Origin of the sequence: Neobacillus soli NBRC 102451, from assembly GCF_001591665.1 — a bacterium.
In the GTDB taxonomy this organism is placed as follows: Bacteria; Bacillota; Bacilli; order Bacillales; family Cytobacillaceae; genus Neobacillus; species Neobacillus soli.
The window spans coordinates 1-20,283 of sequence record NZ_BCVI01000078.1 but is presented as its reverse complement, the minus strand read 5'-3'; the positions used below and the strand labels follow the sequence as shown (position 1 = coordinate 20,283).

Sequence of the window (20,283 nt, the reverse complement as noted above, 5' to 3'; positions counted from 1 at the left end):
GCCGCTAGGGCGCTGGAGCTAGACATTACTAATGTAAAAATGAACTCCGTACACTGTTCGCAGCTTTAGTTACTTTTCCGGAATTTTTCCTGCAGCCGAAACCTCGCCATCGATCCCCGTAAACAAGAGCTCCGTCTGCAAGTTGATATATTCTTCGAGCGTAAATAACTTTCTTAAGGCCCAGCGCCGGAATCCCCACATTTGCCCCTGCACAAAAATATTATGGGCAATGAGTTCGACTTGTTTTTCCGATAGCTTTAGCTCGCCGTTTTCAACGCATCTGGCCAGCAGATGCTCAAACATCGCAACCATTTCCATTTCCTTTTTCAACACATACGGGAGAGCATCCTTCGAAAGTGACTTCACTTCCTGATACATGACAAGCACTTCCGCCTGCATTTCATCCATAACCTGGAAGAAGTTGGTGATCCCCAGTTTCAGACTTTCCAAGGTTCCCTGCTTGTTTTCGAGGTCCTCCTGCAGGCGCTCACTGACTTGATCATAAATGCTGTCGCAGACAAGATAGAGGACGTCTTCCTTTGTCCGAATATATTCATAAAGTGTGCCAATGCTGAATCCGGCCGCTTTGGCGATTTCCCTTGTGGTCGTCCGGTGAAACCCCTTTTGTTTAAAAAGTGTTACCGCCCCTTTGATCATTTGGTCACGCCGCTTTTGGACAAGGCGTTCATCTTTTACAGAGGCTTGGATTTCGCGCTTTTTCATTTAGTGATCATTCTTGAAATGACGAGGCGTTGGATCTCTTGTGTGCCCTCATAGATTTGGGTGATTTTTGCATCACGCATGAATCGCTCGACAGGATAATCCTTCGTATAACCATAGCCGCCAAAGACTTGAACGGCTTCGGTTGTCACCTTCATCGCGGTGTCGCCGGCAAACAGCTTCGACATCGCCGACTCTTTTCCGTATGGGAGACCGTTTGACTCGAGCCATGCCGCCTGGTAGGTTAATAGTCTTGACGCTTCAATTCCTGTCGCCATATCGGCAAGCTTAAAGCCGATTCCCTGCTGTGCCGCGATTGGCTTGCCAAATTGCTGGCGTTCTTTTGCATAATCGACGGCAGCGTCCAGCGCACCTTGAGCAATCCCAACGGCCTGCGCCGCGATGCCATTGCGGCCGCCGTCTAGCGTCATCATCGCAATTTTAAAGCCTTCGCCTTCCGCACCGAGCATGTTGGCAACAGGAACCTTACAATCTTCAAAAATAATTTCAGTTGTTGGTGACGAACGAATCCCTAGCTTCTTTTCCTTTTTCCCAACAGAAAAGCCTGGGAAGTCACTCTCGACAATAAAGGCGGTTGTTCCTTTTTGTTTGCTGGATGGGTCAGTCAGCGCAAAAATGACATAAATGTCGGCCACTCCGCCGTTTGTAATGAAAATTTTTGAGCCATTGAGGACGTAATGGTCGCCTTCTAAGCGCGCTGTTGTTCTCATACCGCCTGCATCTGAGCCGCTGCCAGGCTCAGTTAAACCGTAGGCGCCGATTTTGCTTCCCTCTGCCATTGGGCGCAGATAGGTTTGTTTCTGCTCTTCGCTGCCAAATTTGTAAATTGGCCAGCCAGCTAAGGACGTATGGGCTGATAGCATAACGCCTGTTGATGCGTCGACACGTGAAAGCTCCTCGACGGCGATGCAATAGGCTAGGTAATCACTGCCAATGCCGCCGTACTCTTCCGGCCACGGAATGCCTGTTAAGCCAAGCTCGGCCATTTTGTCAAAAATCTCGCGGTCAAAGCGTTCTTCCTCATCGCGTTCTGCCGCCGTTGGTGCCACCTCGTTCCGCGCAAAATCACGCACCATTTTACGAATCATTTCATGCTCTTCTGATAATTTAAAGTTCATTTGGTAGTCCTCCTCTGAAATATGGGTTGCATATTCTTGATTTCAACGCACTAATTATCTATTTTTCGGTCTTTACTACCTAATTTTCATCACTTACGACATTTCCCGGATAATACTGTAAAGTGGCGTTCCCTCTACCAAATCAAAGATACTTACTGATCACAATCCGCTGAATTTCACTTGTGCCCTCGTAGATTTCCGTCACCTTGGCATCGCGGAAGTAACGTTCTACTGGATAATCTTCGGTATAGCCGTAACCGCCAAAGACTTGAATCGCCTCCGTCGTTACCTCGACCGCCGTTTTGGTCGCAAATAGTTTCGCCATCGACGCCTCTAAACCGCATTTCAAACCGCGGCTTCGTAAATCAGCAGCCCGGTAGACTAGTAGTCTTGCTGCCTCCACACTAGTCGCCATATCAGCAAGCTTAAAACCGATTCCTTGCTGCGCGGCAATCGGCTTGCCAAATTGCTGTCGCTCCTTCGCATAGTCGCATGCGGCCGTCAGCGCGGCTTCAGCAATACCCAGCGCCTGAGTGGCAATCCCAATCCGGCCGACCTCAAGATTGGCCATCGCAATTTTAAAGCCGTCGCTTTCCTTGCCAAGCAGGTTCTCCGCCGGAACGCGCATGTCCTCAAACGTCAACTGCACTGTCCGTGAACCATGCAGCCCCATTTTCCGCTCATCCTTGCCGATCACAAGGCCCGGGGTATCTTTTTCAACAATAAAGGCCGCAATCCCTTTTGTTCCTAATTTTGGCTCGGTGCTGGCGAAGACAATATAGATATCAGCCTCCCCGCCATTCGTAATGAACATCTTCGAGCCATTAAGGACAAAATGATCGCCCTTCCTGACCGCGCGCGATTTTAAGCTGGCCGCATCGGAACCGGAGCTTGGCTCCGTTAGGCAGAAGGCGCCCAAATACTCGCCCGACGCCAGCTTCGGTACATACTTTTGCTTCTGTTCCTCCGTCCCAAAATAAACAATTGGATTTGTGCCGACTGAGGTATGAACAGACAGGATCACACCTAGTGTCGCACTTACCCTCGAAATCTCATTAATTGCGATGATATAGGAGGTGAAATCCATCTCGGCACCGCCGTATTTTTCCGGAACCGGAATCCCCATCAGGCCAAGTTCGCCCATTTTGCGCAGGATCTCGCGCGGAAATTCTCCTTTTTCCATGTTCTCAATGAATGGAGCAATTTCGCTAATGGCAAAATTACGCACCATTTTTCGCATCATTTCTTGTTCTTCTGTAAATGTTAAATTCATTTGTCATCTCCCCCTTTAGAGGATGGATTATTCGTACGTGTAAAACCCGCGCCCTGTTTTCTTGCCAAGCCAGCCTGCCTTCACATATTTACGCAGCAGCGGGCAGGGACGGTATTTGTCATCGCCAAAGCCCTCGTGAAGGGTTTCCATAATGTACAGACATGTATCCAAGCCGATAAAGTCAGCAAGGGTTAACGGCCCCATCGGGTGATTCATCCCAAGCTTCATCACTTCATCAATCGCTTCCTTCGTGGCGACGCCCTCATACAATGTATAAATCGCTTCGTTGATCATCGGCATCAGCACACGGTTGGCGACAAAGCCAGGAAAATCATTGACTTCGACAGGTACCTTACTTAAAGTTTTTGTCATATCTTCAATATCTTGATACACCTCATCGGCGGTTGCGAGGCCACGGATAATTTCGACCAGCTTCATGACCGGAACAGGGTTCATAAAGTGCATACCGATGACCTTTTCCGGACGTTTCGTTGCCGCGGCAATTTCCGTGATTGGCAGTGATGAGGTGTTGCTTGCCAAAATCGCATGGGCCGGGGCAATTTCATCCAGCTGGGCAAAGATCTTCGTTTTAATTTCCATATTTTCAACGGCCGCTTCGATGACAAGGTCAACATCACTGGCATCATTTAGATCGGTTGACGGCGTAATGCTACTCAATACTACCTGTTTCTGTTGTTGGGATATGCGGCCTTTGTCAACATTGCGGGTAAGAATTTTATTGATTCCTATTAAGCCGCGTTCCACAAACTCTGGTTTCAAATCGTTTAATAAAACCTGGTACCCTGCTTGGGCGCAAACTTGGGCAATCCCCGAGCCCATTTGCCCGGCACCGATGACCATTATCTTTGAAATTTTCATGTTTTCCCCTCCAAATTGGGTTTAGCCCCATTTTTTTATTTGAAAAATTTGTTTTGTTTATTTTTCTGATGGTTTTGTTCATATTTTCGGGTGTTTTGTCTATTTTTTTCACCCTTTTGTATATTTTTTATGCCCTTTTGTATAATTAGACATTTATCGGAAAAACCAATCCCGAATTCGGACCCATACCAGGCTAAAATTACGCCTTCGGAACTTCAATCATCACGGCATCGCCTTGCCCGCCGCCGCTGCAAATCGCAGCCACACCAATTCCGCCGCCACGGCGCTTTAATTCGTGCATTAACGTCAGGATGATGCGCGCACCGCTTGCGCCAATTGGGTGTCCAAGGGCAACCGCACCGCCATTGACATTGACCTTTTCCGGGTCAAGCCCGGCGATCTTCCCGCTCACCAAGGCAACAGCTGCAAAGGCTTCATTGATTTCAAATAAATCAACTTCTTCCAAGCTCCGGCCCGTTTTTCGTAAAAGTTCATTGATGACAAGTCCAGGCGTCTGCGGAAAGTCCTTTGGTTCCACCGCAATAGCGGCATGCCCCAAAATTACCGCTTCCATCTGACGGCCTTCGCGGACAGCACGCTCTTCACTCATTAAGACGAGGGCGGCCGCACCGTCGTTGACCCCTGGGGCATTCCCAGCGGTAATTGTTCCCGCCCCATTAAATACCGGTGCTAGTTTGCCAAGCCGTTCGAGTGATGTATCCTTTCGCGGCCCCTCGTCGTGTTCGACAACGACTGGTGCTCCTTTTCGCTGTGGAACCTCAACAGCAACAATTTCTTCAGCAAATTTCCCGCTTTCAATCGCGGCAATTGCCCGGACATGGCTCCTCAAAGCCCACTCGTCCTGCGCTTCGCGGCTAATATCCATCTCTTCCGCCGTCGAATTTCCGTACGTGCCCATGTGCACACCGGTAAAGCTGCAGCTCAAGCCGTCATGAATCATCAAATCCTTGACCGCCGCGTCGCCCATTCTGAAACCCCATCTTGCTTTTGGCAGAATATAGGGGGCGTTGCTCATCGATTCCATTCCGCCCGCGACAATCACTTCCTCATCACCGGCGCGGATGATCTGGTCGGCCAGGGTGACACTGCGCATCCCCGAGGCACAGACCTTATTAATCGTTTCTGTTTTCACTTCCCATGGGAGTCCGGCGTGATGTGCTGCCTGACGGGATGGGATTTGTCCCTGTCCACCTTGTAATACCGTTCCAAGAATGACTTCCTGCACTTCTTCCGGTTTCACTCCAGCACGCAGCAATGCTTCCTTCACAGCGATGCCTCCAAGCTGGGCCGCGGTAAAGCTGCTTAATGCTCCCCCTAATTTTCCAAAAGGTGTTCGAACCCCACTTAAAATGACCGTTTTCCCCATTCAACACACGCTCCTTTTCTTTAAAACTATTCCTACCGACTGAACGCTCGCTCAAATTTATTCAAAAAAAGTAACGCAAGCCTGTTTTTTTCCTCGCTGCGAATGATTGTAAGCGTTTTATTCATATCTTCTATTTTATATAAAAAATAGCAAAAGTTGAATATTTTTACACAAAATTTTTAAAATTTCACGTATTCACAAAACATTCAACTTCTGCTAATTTCAAATGATCTTATGACGCGACCGCGGTTACTTCACCAAAAACGGTCTTTTCAAGCAGTTCGGCGACATCATAGGTGGATACATTTTCTTCCACTTCTTTTGCCTTTGTTCCGTCGGACAGCATCGTTAAGCAGTATGGACAGGCTGAACTGATCACCGATGGATTGACTTCTAAGGCTTGCTCGGTTCGGCTCACGTTAATGCGGTGGCCTGTTTCTTCCTCCATCCACATCAAGCCGCCGCCGGCCCCGCAGCACATCGCTTTTTCCCGGCTCCGCTCCATTTCAACAAGCTTAACGCCAGGAATCGCCTTTAAAATCTCACGTGGCGGATCGTACACATCGTTATAACGGCCTAAATAACAAGAATCATGGAAGGTAATCGTCTCGTTTACGGCATGCTTAGGAACAATTCGCCCATCTCGGACCAGCTCATAAAGCACTTCCGTATGGTGGTATACTTCAACATCCTTCAAGCCAAAGTCAGGGTATTCATTTTTGAAAATATTATAGGCATGCGGGTCAATCGTAACGATTTTCTTAACCTCAGCCTTTTCAAATTCTTCAATATTTTTTGTCGCCAGCTCTTGGAATAAGAACTCGTTTCCAAGACGGCGCGGTGTGTCACCAGAGTTCTTCTCCTTGTTACCTAAGATTGCGAACTTCACGCCTGCTTCGTTCATCAGCTTCGCAAACGATAAGGCAATCTTTTGGCTTCGGTTATCGAAGGAACCCATCGAGCCGACCCAGAAAAGGTATTCAAATTCTTCACCGGCCTTGCTCATTTCCTTCACCGTTGGTATCTGAACATCCTCGCGAGCATCGCGCCAGTTTTCGCGCTCCTTGCGGTTTAAGCCCCACGGATTGCCTTGACGCTCAATATTGGTCATCGCGCGCTGCGCATCCGGGTCCATTTTTCCTTCTGTTAACACTAGATAACGGCGAAGGTCAATAATTTTATCAACGTGTTCATTCATGACTGGACATTGGTCTTCACAGTTACGGCAGGTGGTACACGCCCAAATTTCTTCTTCCGTAATCACGTCGCCAATCAAGCTTGGACTGTAAGCTAGGGCTGCAGCAGTTTCCCCGGCACCTTGTCCCGCTGCGGCAAGGGCAATTTGGTTTCCTTTTGTCCCGCCAAAAGCAAATGTCGGCACCCATGGCTGTTTAGAGGTTACGGACGCGCCGTGATTTGTTAAGTGGTCACGGAGCTTTACGATTAAGTCCATTGGCGACAGCATTTTGCCTGTCCCCGTTGCTGGACACATGTTGGTACAGCGGCCGCATTCAACGCAGGCATAAAGGTCAATCATTTGGTGCTGGGTGAAGTCTTCAATTTTTCCCACTCCAAACGACTCTTGTGTTTCATCTTCAAAATCCACCTTTTTCAACTTTCCGGCGTTTTCTAACCGGCTGAAATAAACATTGGCCGGACCGGCAATTAAGTGGGCGTGCTTTGACTGCGGTACATACACTAGAAAGGTTAATAAGAATAATAAGTGCGCCCACCAGGCCACATAAAAAATGGCAATGGAGGCGGTTTCACCAAGCCATGAAAATCCGAGCGAAAGGAGCGAGGCGACAGGCTCTGTCCAAGATGGTTCCTCCCCATGCCAGATGATGCCCATACCATTTCCGATGAGGACGGAAACCATCAAACCGCCGATAAAAATGAGCACAAGACCTGATTTAAAATTGCGTTTTAAACGGACTAATTTTTCAACATAACGGCGATAGAAGGCCCAGATGACCGCCACGAGAATGGTCAGTGTGACAAGCTCTTGAAAAAAAGTAAACCCTGAGTATAACGGCCCAAGCGGCAGGTGTGCCCCTGGTTTAATTCCTTTGATAATAAAATCAATCGCACCAAATTGGACAAGGATGAAACCGTAAAAAAACATAACATGGATCGCTCCGCTTTTTTTATCCTTCAGCAGTTTCTTCTGTCCAAATACATTAACCCAAATTTTGTGCAGACGTTCTTTGACATTGTTATCAAAGTCGACCTTCTTGCCAAGCTTTATGAATTCAATCCGTGTTTTGACAACATAAACGAACAGGCTGATTGCGTAAGCGGTTACAGCCAAAAATGCAATGAGGTTGACCCATAATAGACCATTCATGTGAAACGCCCCTTCCCCTACTATTTGCAAGTCATAGAAAATAATCAATTTTCAGAACTTACGCTTAACTCTATTATATGATGAATGAGCATTCAGTCAACCAATTTTTTGCAAAGTTGTTACAACTTATAGAAACGAACGCTTTCGGAAATCCTAACAACACTGATTGGAGGAAGGATTCTAGATGAATTTTGCACTCATTATAAGCGTTCTGCTGATTCTTATCATTATCTGGCTTGTTTTAGATTTTAATCTAGGCCGGCGGAAACATACCTCCCTTGTCAGTCGAACTGAAACAGCAATCCTTCACGGCAATTTTGAAATTTTTACGCATGGCAGGGAATTGTTCATCGATTATTTTCATGCGATTAGAGACGCGAAAAAACATGTTCATGTATTATTTTATATCGTCAAGGATGATGCGGTCAGTCGGGAATTTTTCTCTCTTTTAAAAGAAAAAGCACTTGCGGGGGTAGAAGTGCGCCTCCTTGTTGACCCGGTTGGCAGCTGGAAGGTTACCAAGGCAGCTGTTGAGGAACTGCGGGAGGCGGGGGTGGAATTTTCCTTTAGTAATCCGATTAGGCCTCCCTATCTTTTTTATTCTTCCCAAGTCAGGAATCACCGTAAGATTACCATTATTGACGGGATGATTGGCTATCTCGGCGGTTTTAATATTGGCAAAGAATATATTGATGAAGATCCTGTCTTGAGTCCATGGCGGGATTATCATTTAAAAATTACCGGTGAGAGTGTCAATTTTTTGCAAAGTGAGTTTTTCATCGATTGGCAGGAGGCAACGAGCAAGGGTTTACAGGGGAATCCGGATTATTTCCCGGTGAGGCCACAAGGTGTGATTCGCCATCAGTTTATTCCAACCGCTGCCGGACATCTGGAGGAATTTTTTATCCGATTGATGGGACAGGCAGATCAGTCGATTATCATTGGTTCTCCTTATTTTATTCCAAGTAAAAAACTGTTTGGAGCCTTACTGGCAGCCTTACAGCGCGGCATTGATATTACGGTTATTGTCCCCTATACTGCTGACCATCTCCTTGTCCAAGAAGCCTCCTACCGCTATTTACGGCGGCTGATTAAAGAAGGCGCGGCAGTTTATCAATATAAAAATGGCTTTTATCATGCGAAGACCATTGTCATTGATGATAAAATCTGCGATATCGGAACCGCTAATTTTGATAAACGGAGCTTATTTTTAAATAAGGAAATTAATTGCTATATTTATGATCCTGCCTTTATTGAGCGCTTAAAGGGAATTATCAATAAGGATATCGGCGACTCCGTCCTTTTGTCATTGGAAGTGTTAAATAAGCGCAATATTTCGAGGTCGGTGAAGGAGTGTATCGCTGGTGCAATTTCTTACTTTTTGTAAAAAGAACAGAGTCCCCGAGGGTGTCGGAGACTCTGTTCTTATTCTTCTATTAGGTTTAAAACTGGGACATCTCTTTCGTGATCTGGGTCCATTCTTGAATAAATCCTTGCTAGTTTTGCGGCTTCATCCACATGTTGAATGATTACAGGCGTCCCCTCGTACGTAACACTGACCATATCAGCGGATTCAACAATTTCCATTGCTCTTCCTACATTCATTCGTTCGGTTCACTCCTCACTCAAAATTCCTTATTACTATTTGCATTTTTTGGGTGGGATATTCATGATAGCTGTGGTCAGTTTATAGTTTTCATTCTGAATGAAGCCAAGCTTTTATTGCAAGATGGAATTTTTAGGAGGGTATTGGGATTCGGCCACAAAAAAGCCCCCTCTCAACAAGAAAGGGAGCCCAAAAACGACCATATTACATTTTTTCCGGTGCAGAAACGCCAATTAAGGCAAGTGCATTTTTCATGGTAATTTGCACGGATTTTACCAAGCCCAGACGCGCCTTACTCCGCTCTGGGTGCTCTGGATCAAGCACTTTCTCGGCATTATAAAAACTATGGAACGTTGACGCCAGCTCAAAGATATAATTCGTGATCCGGTGCGGCACACGCTTCAACGCCGCTTCGCCGACAGCCGACGGAAACTCACCAAGCTTCTTCAATAAGTCCATCTCTTTTTCAGAAGCCACCAACGAAAAATCAGCATCCGCATCGACCCGAACACCCTGCTCCACACCCGCACGCAAAATACTTGAAATCCGTGCATGCGCATACTGTGCATAATACACTGGATTTTCATTCGACTCCGACACCGCTAAATCCAAATCAAAGTCCATATGCGTATCTGAGCTCCGCATCGCAAAGAAATAACGGACGGCATCGAGGCCGACCTCATCGACCAAATCACGCATCGTCACGGCCTTCCCGGTCCGCTTACTCATCTTCATCTTTTCCCCATCTTTATAGAGGTGAACAAGCTGAATGATTTCGACCTCAAGCGCCTCACGGTCATAGCCTAACGCCTGAATTGCCGCCTTCATCCTTGGTATATAGCCGTGGTGATCGGCACCCCAAATATTAATCAGCTTTTCAAAACCGCGCCCAAGCTTGTCCTTATGGTAAGCGATATCTGGCGTCAAATACGTATACGAACCATCCTGCTTGATTAACACCCGGTCTTTGTCATCACCAAGGTCCGTCGAACGAAGCCAGGTCGCCCCGTCTTCCTCATAGACATAGCCGCTCGCCCTGAGCGCTGCCAAGGCCTCATCAATTTTTCCATTTTGATAAAGCGACGTTTCCGAAAACCAGACATCAAAACGAACGCGGAAATCTTCAAGATCCTCTTTCAATTTCGCCATTTCATACTTCAAGCCATACGCGCGGAAAAATGCTTGACGGTCATCTTCCGTAACGTTCACATACTTGTCGCCAAACTCCTCCGCCAGCGTTTTCCCGATGCCAATAATATCGGCCCCATGGTAGCCGCCCTCCGGCATTTCTTTTTCCAAACCAAGTGCCTGGAAATAGCGGGCCTCGACAGACAACGCCAAATTATTGATCTGGTTGCCGGCATCATTAATATAGTATTCGCGGGAAACTTCATAGCCTGCCTTGTCCAAAATATTGCAAAGCGAATCGCCGACCGCCGCACCGCGGGCATGACCCAGGTGCAGATCACCCGTCGGATTGGCCGAGACAAACTCCACCTGGACCTTCTGCTTATTGCCGACCGTCGTCGCACCGTATGCGTCCCCAGCTTCAAGCACCGTCGGAATCAACTCGGTTAAGTAACTATTATTCATATAAAAATTGATAAACCCCGGCCCCGCCAGCTCAATTTTTTCAATCGAAGCCTGCGAACGGTCAAAATTTGCCACCAACGCCTCGGCAATCATCCGCGGCGCCTTCTTGGCGACACGAGCAAGCTGCATCGCCATATTCGTCGCGTAATCACCGTGCGTTTTCTCCTTCGGGATTTCAAGAATCACATCGGGAATCTGCTCCTCCGTCGCAAGCCCAGCTTTCAACACTGCTGCGCGAATCTCGGCTTTAATCTTCGTTTGCACTTGTTCAACTATATTCATTTCAAATCCTCCTGAAAGCTAATTTCTAAATGGTATGTACCGCTGGCTGCGCCCTGCATCACAAAATCATAAAGGATGTCAAGATGACCTTCAGTATGCTTGATTCTCCTCGCCAATGTCGTCGTTTCAAACGTGCCAAACGGCATCTCATAGCTGCCGTGCAGTTTTTCATGCAAACGAAACGGAAGCCGCATTTTCACCGCACCGCCCCGTAAAATCAGCGCCTCATCCGCCGCCACCTTCACAATCGTGCGTACACTGCCCTCCTCCATCACTTCCTCATATTGAAGGAAAAAAGCATGATTCTTTTTATAATAGCGGCCAAAAGCCGTCAATTCAAACGTTTCCTGCTCATCAATCGTCGTTTTTACCTTAATTTTCACGGGAATCTCCAACGAAACTGCACTCCCTTATTCTTTTTTCCACAAACTGCCTCGTTTATTTGCGAAAATATCAAGTTTATTTGCGAATCAATGACGTTTATTTGCGAATCAAAGACGTTTATTTGCGAATGTTAGCCTTTTATTTGCGAATCTCCATAAAGGCCTTTTTAAAAAGGAACCTAGGCTCATCTTCGAAATGATTCTAGTCCTGCGAATTATCAGGCGTGTCTTATCTCATACTTTTTCTATTATAAACATTGTAACCGTACAAATCAAAAGATGCCCGCCCCGACCTCGGGACAGGCACCGCCACTTTAATTGGTGTCATTTAAAAATTGGTGTCAGGCACCAAATATTTATTTCACCCAGCCTAGCAGCATTTCGCGCAGCAGCTTGCTGGCCGTGTTTGCTGTTTGCTCGGATGGATCGTAGATGGGTGCAACCTCAACAAGATCGCCGCCGACAACGTTTACTTCGGAACGGGCAATCGCGTGGATGGAAGCGAGCAGCTCTTTCGACGTGATGCCGCCGCAATCGACCGTACCGGTTCCAGGTGCATGCGCCGGATCGAGGACATCGATATCAATTGTCACATAAACAGGACGGCCGGCCAGTGTTGGCAGGATTTCCTTTAACGGCTCAAGCACGTCAAATTTCGAGATATGCATGCCATTTTGCTTCGCCCACTCGAATTCTTCCTTCATCCCCGAGCGGATTCCGAACGAATAAACGTTCTTCGGACCAATCAATTCCGCAATCTTGCGAATCGGAGTCGAGTGTGACAACGGCTCGCCTTCGTAATTCTCACGCAGGTCGGTATGGGCGTCAAAGTGGATAATTGCTAAATCCGGGTACTTTTTATAAACAGCCCTCATCACCGGCCATGAAACGAGATGCTCGCCGCCCATGCCAAGCGGGAACTTACCGGCAGCAAGGATTTGGTCGACAAACTCTTCAATAATATCAAGGCTGCGCTGCGGATTTCCAAACGGAAGCGGAATATCGCCCGCATCATAATACTTTACCTCATCAAGCTCGCGGTCAAGATAGGCACTATACTCCTCAAGACCAATCGACACCTCGCGAATACGTGCCGGGCCGAAACGAGAACCAGGGCGGTAGCTGACCGTCCAATCCATCGGCATCCCGTACAAGACAACCTGACTTTCCTCAAAATTCGGGTGACTCCCAATAAATACATTACCTGAATAGGCCTCATCAAAACGCATCATAATAACTCCTTTCAAGCGGGGTCAGACCCCCGCTGCTATAACGCATTAACTCAAATGGGGTCTGACCCCACACACATTACTTAACTAAATCGCCAACAAACTTCGGCAAGACAAACGCTGCTTTGTGAAGTTCTTTTGTGTAGTATTTTGTTTCGATGTCAAAGAACTGATCATCTCTCACCGCTAATGGATCGTATTTCTTCGAGCCGATGGTGAATGCCCATAGACCGCTTGGGTAGGTAGGAATATTCGCCACGTAAAGACGGGTAATCGGAAAAATTTCCTTCACATCGCGCTGGACGGTACGGATTAAGTCCGCTTTAAACCAAGGGTTATCGGATTGGGCAACAAAAATTCCATCTTCTTTCAACGCCTTAGAAATTCCTGCATAAAATCCTTTTGTAAACAGGTTTACCGCCGGACCGACTGGTTCTGTTGAATCGACCATTATCACGTCATATTGATTTTCACTTTCGGCAATATGCATAAAGCCATCGCCCACTTGAACGTCAACGCGCGCATCATCAAGCATGCCGGCAATCTCCGGAAGAAATTTCTTCGAGTATTCAATCACCTTACCGTCAATATCGACAAGCGTCGCTTTTTTCACACTTGGGTGCTTTAAGATTTCACGAATCACGCCGCCATCGCCGCCGCCGACAACAAGCACATGCTCCGGGTTAGGGTGCGTAAACAACGGCACGTGCGCAACCATTTCATGGTAAACAAATTCATCGCGGACAGAGGTCATCACCATGTCATCTAATAACAGCATGTTGCCCCACTCTTCTGTTTCAATCATATCAAGCTTTTGAAAGTCTGTTTGCTCTGTATGTAAAGTTTTATTCACTTTCATTGTGATCCCAAAGTTTTCAGTTTGCTTTTCTGTAAACCAAATTGTCATATTTATCTTCCTTTCATCTGTATCTCATTTTCATACAATTGCCTGTAATTTTTATGCTACCCAACCTATTGAATTACAAACGGAAAAAAAAGTCTAGCAAAATTTAAAGAAATTTTTCATCCATGTTTAAAAAGACTCTATTTTTTCAATACTATTACTATCTATTTTTTAAAAAACTGGAAAAACAGTGAGGTGAATGACGTGGAAATCATGACTGATCAAGGGTTTCGAAAGACCATAAAATATTTGCGGGCATTAATTATCATCAGTTTGATAGGCATGATTTGTATGCTTCTCCTCTTCCTTGGCATTCTCGGCTATGCCAAAGTGTTAGGGGCTCCGCCGCTGGCCGTTCCGCAATCGACGTTATTTTTCGCCGATGATGGTACGTTGATTGGCGAGAGCAATAGCGGTCAAAAACGCTATTGGGTCCGCTTAAAGGATATTTCACCGGACTTAGTCAACGCGACCGTCTCGATTGAGGATAAAAATTTTTACAACCATAATGGTTTCGATTATAAACGTATCGCTGGCGCTGTACTTGCTGATATTCAAGCGTTTGCTAAGGTCCAGGGCGCAAGCACGATCACGCAGCAATATGCCCGGAACCTCTTTCTTGAACACGACAAAACATGGAATCGGAAGCTGCGTGAGGCCTTTTATACGATCCGTCTCGAAATGAATTATTCAAAAAATGATATTCTCGAAGGCTATTTAAACACGATTTATTATGGAAACGGTGCCTATGGTGTCGAAGCAGCCAGCCAGTACTATTATGGAAAAAAGGCAGCCAAACTAAACCTTTCCGAAGCGAGTATGCTCGCAGGAATTCCGAAAGGGCCGGGCCTCTACTCGCCGCTCGCCTCCATAAAAAACGCTAAAAACCGCCAGGCGATTATTCTGCAATCGATGGTGAAAAATCACTACATCAAAAAAGAAGCCGCCACAACAGCGGCTGAAAAAAAACTTACCTTTGTGGGGACACATTCCACTCAAAAGGTGAAGATGGCGCCCTATTTTCAGGATGCCGTCCAAAATGCGCTGAAAAATCAATTACATTTGGATGACCGCACGATTGCCCTCGGCGGTTTAAAGGTATTTACCACCCTTAATACCAAGCAGCAGGAGGATGCCGAACGGCAGGTCCAGCAGTATGTCGACCCCAGCTCGGAAATCCAGGCCGGCTTAGTGGCAATGGATCCAAAAAGCGGCGATGTGAAGGCGATGGTTGGGGGCAGGGATTATGAAAAAAGCCCGTTTAACAGGGCTGTCCAGGCGATAAGACAGCCGGGCTCGACGATTAAACCGCTCCTCTATTATGCTGCCTTAGAGCAAGGCTTTACTCCGTCCTCGACGATGCGGAGTGAGCTGACGACGTTCCATTTTGATGATGGCCAAGCCGATTATACGCCCCATAACTTTAATAACAAGTATGCGGACGGTGAAATCACCCTCGCCCAAGCCTTAGCCGTCTCCGATAATATTTTTGCGGTAAAAACGCATTTATTTTTAGGAGAAGATTCGTTAATTAAGACGGCGCGGAAGTTTGGACTGTCTTCAAAAATGGCCCAAGTTCCTTCGCTGGCATTGGGGACTTCGGGGGTTCGCGTGATTGAAATGGCGAATGCCTATAGTTTGCTTGCCAACGGTGGAAAACAGGTTTATCCGACATTGATTACGAAAGTGGAAGACTATAATGGTAATGTTATTTTTGAAAAAGAAAAGCGGTCGAAAAAGGTGCTCGATCCGGCAAAGGCGTTTGTGATGACGCAAATGTTGACAGGCATCTTTGATTCAAAGTTAAACGGTTATACGAAAGTAACCGGCAGTACGATTATCAAGGATATTACCCGTCCATATGCCGGAAAATCAGGCTCAACGGAAACGGACAGCTGGATGATCGGCTACTCGCCGCAGCTGGTCACGGCCGTCTGGGCAGGTTATGATATTGGCAAGCCGCTTGAGCTAACCGCGGAAAAAACGTACGCCAAAAACATCTGGGCCAACTTTATGGAGGAAGCGCTGCAAGGGAAGCCCGTCAAGGCGTTTACACCGCCGAAGGACGGAGTTATCGGCGTTTACGTTAATCCCGCCAATGGCAAGCTTGCAACGAAGGATTGCCCGGTCCGCCGGTTCACTTATTTTGTTGCCGGGACCGAACCAACCGACTATTGCACCGAGCACATCAATAATCCGGATTCAGTACCGGGCAAGAAGACAGACAACAAGAAAGTGCCATGGTATAAAAAAATCCTGCCTTGGGGTTAAGAAAAGCGGCAGGTGGCGTTTCACGAAGCCCACCAGCCGCTCAGGTTGGACCCATTCTATTCAAATAGAAAAGCTCCGGAATAATCCGGAGCTTTTCTTGTCCTAGTTTTACGTGTTCACACATTGCTTATCATACTACCTATTTTTCAAAAAAACTACAGGAAAATGGCCGCTTCTGCAATTTTATTCTGCCAGTAGCCCTTTTTTCAACTCATCACTTGAATTATTCCACAATACCTCATTATGTCCACGCAGGAAATCGGCCAGCACCTTTTTTGACTTTTCATCCATATCATCGACAATGATGTGGCGCTTCAATGACTTATCCATACGGTTGACGTGCTCGGGCAGTGATTTGTAGCCGCGCCGAATTTCGCGGTCCACCGTCATATAACAAGCGGTAACGCCTGCATAATAGGGACCAGCTTCGTTGCGGTCAATCGTCACCCAAACGAGCCAATACGGTTTGCCGTTTGGCACTTCCTCTTGGACCTTTAAAAACTTAATCCCCTTTTCCACTGCACTGCGGGCATGCAATGCGCCAACATCAATCTCCGCTTCCCCCGCCTCGACATCAATCATTACCGGGGAAACATTATCAAGGCTGAGGGCACCTTTGCCATAACCCTTGTGCCCATCGGTCGGATCACTTTTTTTGATAATGTTAAAACCAAGTTTTTTCTTCTTTTCTTCCATCGACATGACGACCTCCTAGAAAAAGATACTATAAAAGAAATTGCTTAACCCTTCTCTTACCCAAGGGATAACCACATTAAAAATTGGCTGAATCGTATAGTTATCAAGCGGCGTAAACACTAAAATCAAAAAGATCAGCATCCCGTACTGTTCATACTGGGTCATCTTTGCCCGCGCCTGATTTGGGGCTAAATCTTCAATAATCCGGTATCCGTCCAGCGGCGGAAACGGGAGCAGATTAAAAACAAACAAGACAATATTAAGGTTGATAAAGATCATCAGAAAGTTATTAAAGTTATCATTTAGCTCCACGCCGGATCGGGTTAAAGCGTACCCTGCGATAAAGCCAATCGAAGCCAAAATCAAATTAGAAAGCGGCCCAGCTACCGAAACAAGAATGCCTGCTAAGCGCGGCTTTTTAAAGAAAAAGCGATTAACCGGAACCGGACGGGCCCAGCCAAAGCCGGCAATAAAAATTAGGATCGTGCCGATTGGGTCAAGATGCTTGAGCGGATTTAATGTCAGCCGCCCTTGCTTTGCCGCTGTCATGTCTCCGAATTTATAGGCCACAAACGCATGGGCAAACTCATGAAACGTAAAGGCAAAGACAAGCGTAATCGCTACATAGGGAATCAGCTCGAGCGGATATGCAAGAAATCTATCCAAATGTGTTTCTCCTTCCTTCTAGGAGCGGATGGCGGGCATATCGAAATGGCGGCCTCCGCTTTTCTATTTTCTGGCGCTCATATTCCCTTCAGTATACATGAACCCGCTTAGAAAAAGAAATTCAAATGTACCAATAGTTATTGCACTTTTTCATTATTTGTGGAACACTAACTTACAGTTACGCAGTAAAGGAGGAACTAACCATGCCATACGTTACCGTAAAAATGCTCGAAGGACGCACAGACGATCAAAAAAGGGCGCTCGTTACCAAAGTAACCGACGCAGTCAGCGAAACAACCGGCGCCCCAAAAGAAAACATCACCGTCTTCATCGAAGAAATGAGCAAAAACAACTACGCAGTTGCCGGCGTCCGCGCAAGCGACAAATAATTGGTGTTTTTATGGTTTCATTTGGTGTCATTTATGGTGTCAGGCACCACTCGTGGACATTTGTACGCGCGGGGTGGACACCCCTAAGTATTGGTGTCAGGCACCAGCAAAAAGGCACCAGCAAAAAAAGCTAAGCTCCCAGTTTTAATGGAGCTTAGCTTTTTCTTTTAATGCCTCAATATAGTGATAGGCCTCATCAATTTCCGCCTCGGTGTAGCGCTGGCTGGCTTTCAAGGTAAATACCTTGCCCGCCACCTCCGCTTTTGATAGATTATCAAAATATAAAACCGTCGACACAAGCTCAAGAAATCTAGCATTTTGCTCATTCATATCAACAAGACAATCCTGCAAATAAGGCATCTCGACCTCATTCAAGCTCAAGAATTCCATCCCCGGATCTGTCAGCGTGTAGCGATATTGAAAATAGCCGCCCTTTTTCTCCTTCACTTCATTGAGAAAACCCATATTACAAAGCTCTTCCACCCTCGTCGTCAATTCCTCCGAATAAGGCCCGTAAAAATGAAACTGGAAGCGCTCCTGAAACGGAAAATCAACCTTTTTCGCTATATATATCATCTTTTGCAGCTTTTTCCGGCCAGTAATTTCACCAGCAACCATCACCGCCTGCATCAGCTTCGCATGATCATTTAACAATATTCGTCATCTCCTACTCCATCTTAACAGGTCTCATATCTACTCTTATATTTCCAAAAGCGCACGAATTTTCTTAATAATATCTTGCTCACCAGCAGCATCCTCAAGGAAATCAGCCGGATAATAAAGCTTATGGTCGGTTCGTCTTTTCCCCGAAATCGCATCAACAATCTCCGACTCCCGCGAAAGCTCCCGCAATTCCCCATTTTTCATCAATAAATGAATCGGCAGCCGCTCCCCTTCCTCACCCGGCCGGTAAAAATCGTACGGCAAATCCGAGGATGAATCGACAACCAAATAATAGTCAGGGTCAATCCCCGCCTTTTCGAATAAGGAACCTAGTTCAGCGAGCTTTTTGTATTCTTTCGCAGGATCAAATTCGGCATACTTGAATAGATTGCGATTGACAAAACGCCGGCAAAGGTCACTTAAAACGGGGTCTCTCTCTTCCTGCCAATTTTGAAAATAATATAAAATGATGGATTCATCTAATTTTAAATAGTCTGCTAATGTCACTTGTTCATTAAAGAAGGACGTAAAGTGGATCGGTTCATACGTAAACGCATAGTTTTCTTTAAACAATTGCTTGGCGCGGTGAAGGATTTTTGTCAAAATCACCTCGGCACTACGTGAAACAGGGTGAAAATAAACCTGCCAATACATCTGGTAGCGACTCATTATATAGTCCTCAACCGCGTGCATCCCGCTTTTCTTGATCACGACCTGGTCTTCCCTTGGCCGCATTACCCTTAATATTCTCTCCATATCAAATTGACCGTAGCTGACACCGGTAAAATAAGCGTCGCGCTGCAAATAATCCATCCGGTCGGCATCAATCTGACTGGAAATTAAGCTGATGACCAGCTTTTTCTCGGATGTCTTCGCGATGACTTCCGCTACTTGCGTCGGGAAATCCGGACTCACCCTCAGGAGGACCTTATTCACTTCCGTATCCCCTAAGACAATCTTCCCGGTAAATTCTTCATGATCAAGGTCAAACACTTTTTCAAAGGAATGGGAAAACGGACCATGTCCGAGGTCATGGAGCAGGGCTGCACAAAGCGTGAGCAGGCGTTCATCGTTATTCCACTCCGGCCTGCCGGCAAAGACATCATCGATGATGCGGCGGACAATTTCATAGACCCCAAGCGAATGGTTGAAGCGGCTGTGCTCCGCCCCATGAAAGGTCAAAAAGGCCGTCCCCAGCTGTTTAATCCGGCGCAGGCGCTGAAACTCCTTCGTCCCGATTAAATCCCAAATCACCCGGTCACGCACATGGACATAGCGATGGACGGGGTCTTTAAACACTTTTTCTTCTCGAAGTTTTTCCGTCGAATATGCCACCCTAATTCCCTCTTCCTCGAATACTAACTTGCTTTTATTATATCCCAATTGCCACCCAATTTTCAGCAAAATTCTACAGGACTTTTCGACATTTATCGAAAAAGAAAAATCACCTAAGCAATTGGTCCAAGGTGATTATTTGATCTTTTTATTTACTTTTTCCATCAATTCCTCTTCCGTTAACGCAGCCAATGGGCGGTTATTAACGAAGGCAAAGGTCTTTTTCCGGCCAGGCCCGCAATAGGATTGGCAGCCAATTTTGACTTCAGCATCCGGATCGATTTCTTTCAAACGAGGGATCAATGTCTTTAAATTCACGGCCTGGCAATCATCGCAAACGCGAAATTCATTGGACATCTTCACAACCCTTTCTTTCCGTCAATCTATTTATTTTATCCATCAAGGATCGCATTAAAACAGTATATTAACTCCAAAGGTATTTTACAATTTCTTTCCTCCTAATGCAAGTTGCAATCAAGAAAAGCGGAGGCGCCCGTTTAGCGCACGACAGGACTGGAGCG

At 46.4% G+C, this 20,283-nt stretch carries 19 protein-coding genes; 3 read left to right on the top strand and 16 right to left on the bottom strand.

What is annotated here, in order from left to right; genetic code table 11:
• Positions 1–69 precede the first annotated feature (69 nt).
• The 6 genes from BSO02S_RS23830 to BSO02S_RS23805 form a co-directional block, all read right to left on the bottom strand.
• Entirely contained in the window at positions 70–723 is a 654-nt protein-coding gene (locus BSO02S_RS23830; RefSeq protein WP_066073729.1) for a TetR/AcrR family transcriptional regulator, read from the bottom strand.
• On the bottom strand, positions 720–1,859 hold the full coding sequence (locus tag BSO02S_RS23825; protein ID WP_066073726.1) for an acyl-CoA dehydrogenase: 1,140 nt from the start codon (positions 1,857–1,859) through the stop codon (positions 720–722). Before BSO02S_RS23825 ends, BSO02S_RS23830 begins: the two co-directional genes overlap by 4 nt.
• Before the next feature lie 142 nt (positions 1,860–2,001).
• On the bottom strand, positions 2,002–3,132 hold the full coding sequence (locus tag BSO02S_RS23820) for an acyl-CoA dehydrogenase (protein WP_066073724.1): 1,131 nt from the start codon (positions 3,130–3,132) through the stop codon (positions 2,002–2,004).
• Between the two features lie 27 nt (positions 3,133–3,159).
• Complete coding sequence (locus BSO02S_RS23815; RefSeq protein ID WP_066073721.1) at positions 3,160–4,011, bottom strand: 3-hydroxybutyryl-CoA dehydrogenase; 852 nt, start codon at positions 4,009–4,011, stop codon at positions 3,160–3,162.
• Positions 4,012–4,210: 199 nt separating this feature from the next.
• Positions 4,211–5,398: an acetyl-CoA C-acetyltransferase gene (locus BSO02S_RS23810; protein WP_066073718.1), complete on the bottom strand. Its 1,188-nt coding sequence runs from the start codon at positions 5,396–5,398 to the stop codon at positions 4,211–4,213.
• Positions 5,399–5,630: 232 nt separating this feature from the next.
• The gene (locus tag BSO02S_RS23805; RefSeq protein ID WP_066073715.1) at positions 5,631–7,745 is read right to left on the bottom strand and encodes a (Fe-S)-binding protein; all 2,115 of its coding nucleotides are present in this window, start codon (positions 7,743–7,745) and stop codon (positions 5,631–5,633) included.
• 184 nt (positions 7,746–7,929) lie between these two features.
• On the opposite strand from BSO02S_RS23805, the gene cls reads away from it, so the two are divergent.
• Complete coding sequence (cls, locus tag BSO02S_RS23800; RefSeq protein WP_066073711.1) at positions 7,930–9,132, top strand: cardiolipin synthase; 1,203 nt, start codon at positions 7,930–7,932, stop codon at positions 9,130–9,132.
• A gap of 38 nt (positions 9,133–9,170) precedes the next feature.
• On the opposite strand, the gene BSO02S_RS23795 is transcribed toward cls, so the two are convergent.
• From BSO02S_RS23795 to speE, 5 genes are all read right to left on the bottom strand, one after another.
• Complete coding sequence (locus BSO02S_RS23795; RefSeq protein WP_066073708.1) at positions 9,171–9,350, bottom strand: H-type small acid-soluble spore protein; 180 nt, start codon at positions 9,348–9,350, stop codon at positions 9,171–9,173.
• A gap of 205 nt (positions 9,351–9,555) precedes the next feature.
• Positions 9,556–11,226: an arginine--tRNA ligase gene (gene argS, locus BSO02S_RS23790; protein ID WP_066073705.1), complete on the bottom strand. Its 1,671-nt coding sequence runs from the start codon at positions 11,224–11,226 to the stop codon at positions 9,556–9,558.
• Entirely contained in the window at positions 11,223–11,621 is a 399-nt protein-coding gene (locus BSO02S_RS23785; RefSeq protein WP_235846998.1) for a YwiB family protein, read from the bottom strand. The genes argS and BSO02S_RS23785 overlap by 4 nt, the downstream gene beginning before the upstream one ends.
• Before the next feature lie 344 nt (positions 11,622–11,965).
• Positions 11,966–12,838 carry an agmatinase gene (speB, locus tag BSO02S_RS23780; RefSeq protein WP_066073702.1) on the bottom strand — a complete coding sequence of 291 codons (873 nt, stop codon included), beginning with the start codon at positions 12,836–12,838 and terminating at the stop codon, positions 11,966–11,968.
• 79 nt (positions 12,839–12,917) lie between these two features.
• Complete coding sequence (gene speE, locus BSO02S_RS23775; RefSeq protein WP_066073699.1) at positions 12,918–13,745, bottom strand: spermidine synthase; 828 nt, start codon at positions 13,743–13,745, stop codon at positions 12,918–12,920.
• A gap of 201 nt (positions 13,746–13,946) precedes the next feature.
• On the opposite strand from speE, the gene BSO02S_RS23770 reads away from it, so the two are divergent.
• Entirely contained in the window at positions 13,947–16,013 is a 2,067-nt protein-coding gene (locus BSO02S_RS23770) for a transglycosylase domain-containing protein (protein ID WP_066073695.1), read from the top strand.
• 183 nt (positions 16,014–16,196) lie between these two features.
• Here BSO02S_RS23770 and BSO02S_RS23765 read toward each other — a convergent pair whose 3' ends face one another.
• Together BSO02S_RS23765 and BSO02S_RS23760 are read right to left on the bottom strand one after the other, a co-directional pair.
• Positions 16,197–16,709, bottom strand: coding sequence for a YwhD family protein (locus tag BSO02S_RS23765; RefSeq protein ID WP_066073732.1), 513 nt, complete (start codon positions 16,707–16,709; stop codon positions 16,197–16,199).
• A 15-nt stretch (positions 16,710–16,724) separates the two neighbouring features.
• On the bottom strand, positions 16,725–17,375 hold the full coding sequence (locus BSO02S_RS23760) for a site-2 protease family protein (protein WP_066073692.1): 651 nt from the start codon (positions 17,373–17,375) through the stop codon (positions 16,725–16,727).
• A gap of 203 nt (positions 17,376–17,578) precedes the next feature.
• Between BSO02S_RS23760 and thmT the strand changes: the two genes are divergently transcribed.
• Positions 17,579–17,764: a 2-hydroxymuconate tautomerase gene (gene thmT, locus BSO02S_RS23755; protein ID WP_066073689.1), complete on the top strand. Its 186-nt coding sequence runs from the start codon at positions 17,579–17,581 to the stop codon at positions 17,762–17,764.
• Positions 17,765–17,908: 144 nt separating this feature from the next.
• Here the strand turns inward: thmT and BSO02S_RS23750 are convergent, their stop codons facing one another.
• The 3 genes from BSO02S_RS23750 to BSO02S_RS23740 all read right to left on the bottom strand — a co-directional run bounded on the left by BSO02S_RS23750 (position 17,909) and on the right by BSO02S_RS23740 (position 20,119).
• Positions 17,909–18,418 (bottom strand): YwgA family protein, encoded by a 510-nt coding sequence (locus tag BSO02S_RS23750; RefSeq protein WP_066073686.1) that lies wholly within the window; start codon positions 18,416–18,418, stop codon positions 17,909–17,911.
• 45 nt (positions 18,419–18,463) lie between these two features.
• Positions 18,464–19,762: an HD domain-containing protein gene (locus BSO02S_RS23745; RefSeq protein ID WP_066073684.1), complete on the bottom strand. Its 1,299-nt coding sequence runs from the start codon at positions 19,760–19,762 to the stop codon at positions 18,464–18,466.
• Positions 19,763–19,897: 135 nt separating this feature from the next.
• A complete protein-coding gene (locus tag BSO02S_RS23740) occupies positions 19,898–20,119 on the bottom strand; it encodes a YuzB family protein (RefSeq protein WP_066073681.1) in 222 nt (73 codons plus the stop codon).
• Positions 20,120–20,283 lie beyond the last annotated feature (164 nt).

Coding starts and splice junctions, on each gene's coding strand:
- argS (WP_066073705.1), bottom strand. CDS start 11,226: ATGAATATAGTTGAACAAGTGCAAACGAAGATTAAAGCCGAGATTCGC.
- BSO02S_RS23825 (WP_066073726.1), bottom strand. CDS start 1,859: ATGAACTTTAAATTATCAGAAGAGCATGAAATGATTCGTAAAATGGTG.
- BSO02S_RS23795 (WP_066073708.1), bottom strand. CDS start 9,350: ATGAATGTAGGAAGAGCAATGGAAATTGTTGAATCCGCTGATATGGTC.
- BSO02S_RS23740 (WP_066073681.1), bottom strand. CDS start 20,119: ATGTCCAATGAATTTCGCGTTTGCGATGATTGCCAGGCCGTGAATTTA.
- BSO02S_RS23810 (WP_066073718.1), bottom strand. CDS start 5,398: ATGGGGAAAACGGTCATTTTAAGTGGGGTTCGAACACCTTTTGGAAAA.
- BSO02S_RS23815 (WP_066073721.1), bottom strand. CDS start 4,011: ATGAAAATTTCAAAGATAATGGTCATCGGTGCCGGGCAAATGGGCTCG.
- BSO02S_RS23805 (WP_066073715.1), bottom strand. CDS start 7,745: ATGAATGGTCTATTATGGGTCAACCTCATTGCATTTTTGGCTGTAACC.
- BSO02S_RS23765 (WP_066073732.1), bottom strand. CDS start 16,709: ATGGAAGAAAAGAAGAAAAAACTTGGTTTTAACATTATCAAAAAAAGT.
- speE (WP_066073699.1), bottom strand. CDS start 13,745: ATGACAATTTGGTTTACAGAAAAGCAAACTGAAAACTTTGGGATCACA.
- BSO02S_RS23820 (WP_066073724.1), bottom strand. CDS start 3,132: ATGAATTTAACATTTACAGAAGAACAAGAAATGATGCGAAAAATGGTG.
- thmT (WP_066073689.1), top strand. CDS start 17,579: ATGCCATACGTTACCGTAAAAATGCTCGAAGGACGCACAGACGATCAA.
- speB (WP_066073702.1), bottom strand. CDS start 12,838: ATGCGTTTTGATGAGGCCTATTCAGGTAATGTATTTATTGGGAGTCAC.
- cls (WP_066073711.1), top strand. CDS start 7,930: ATGAATTTTGCACTCATTATAAGCGTTCTGCTGATTCTTATCATTATC.
- BSO02S_RS23830 (WP_066073729.1), bottom strand. CDS start 723: ATGAAAAAGCGCGAAATCCAAGCCTCTGTAAAAGATGAACGCCTTGTC.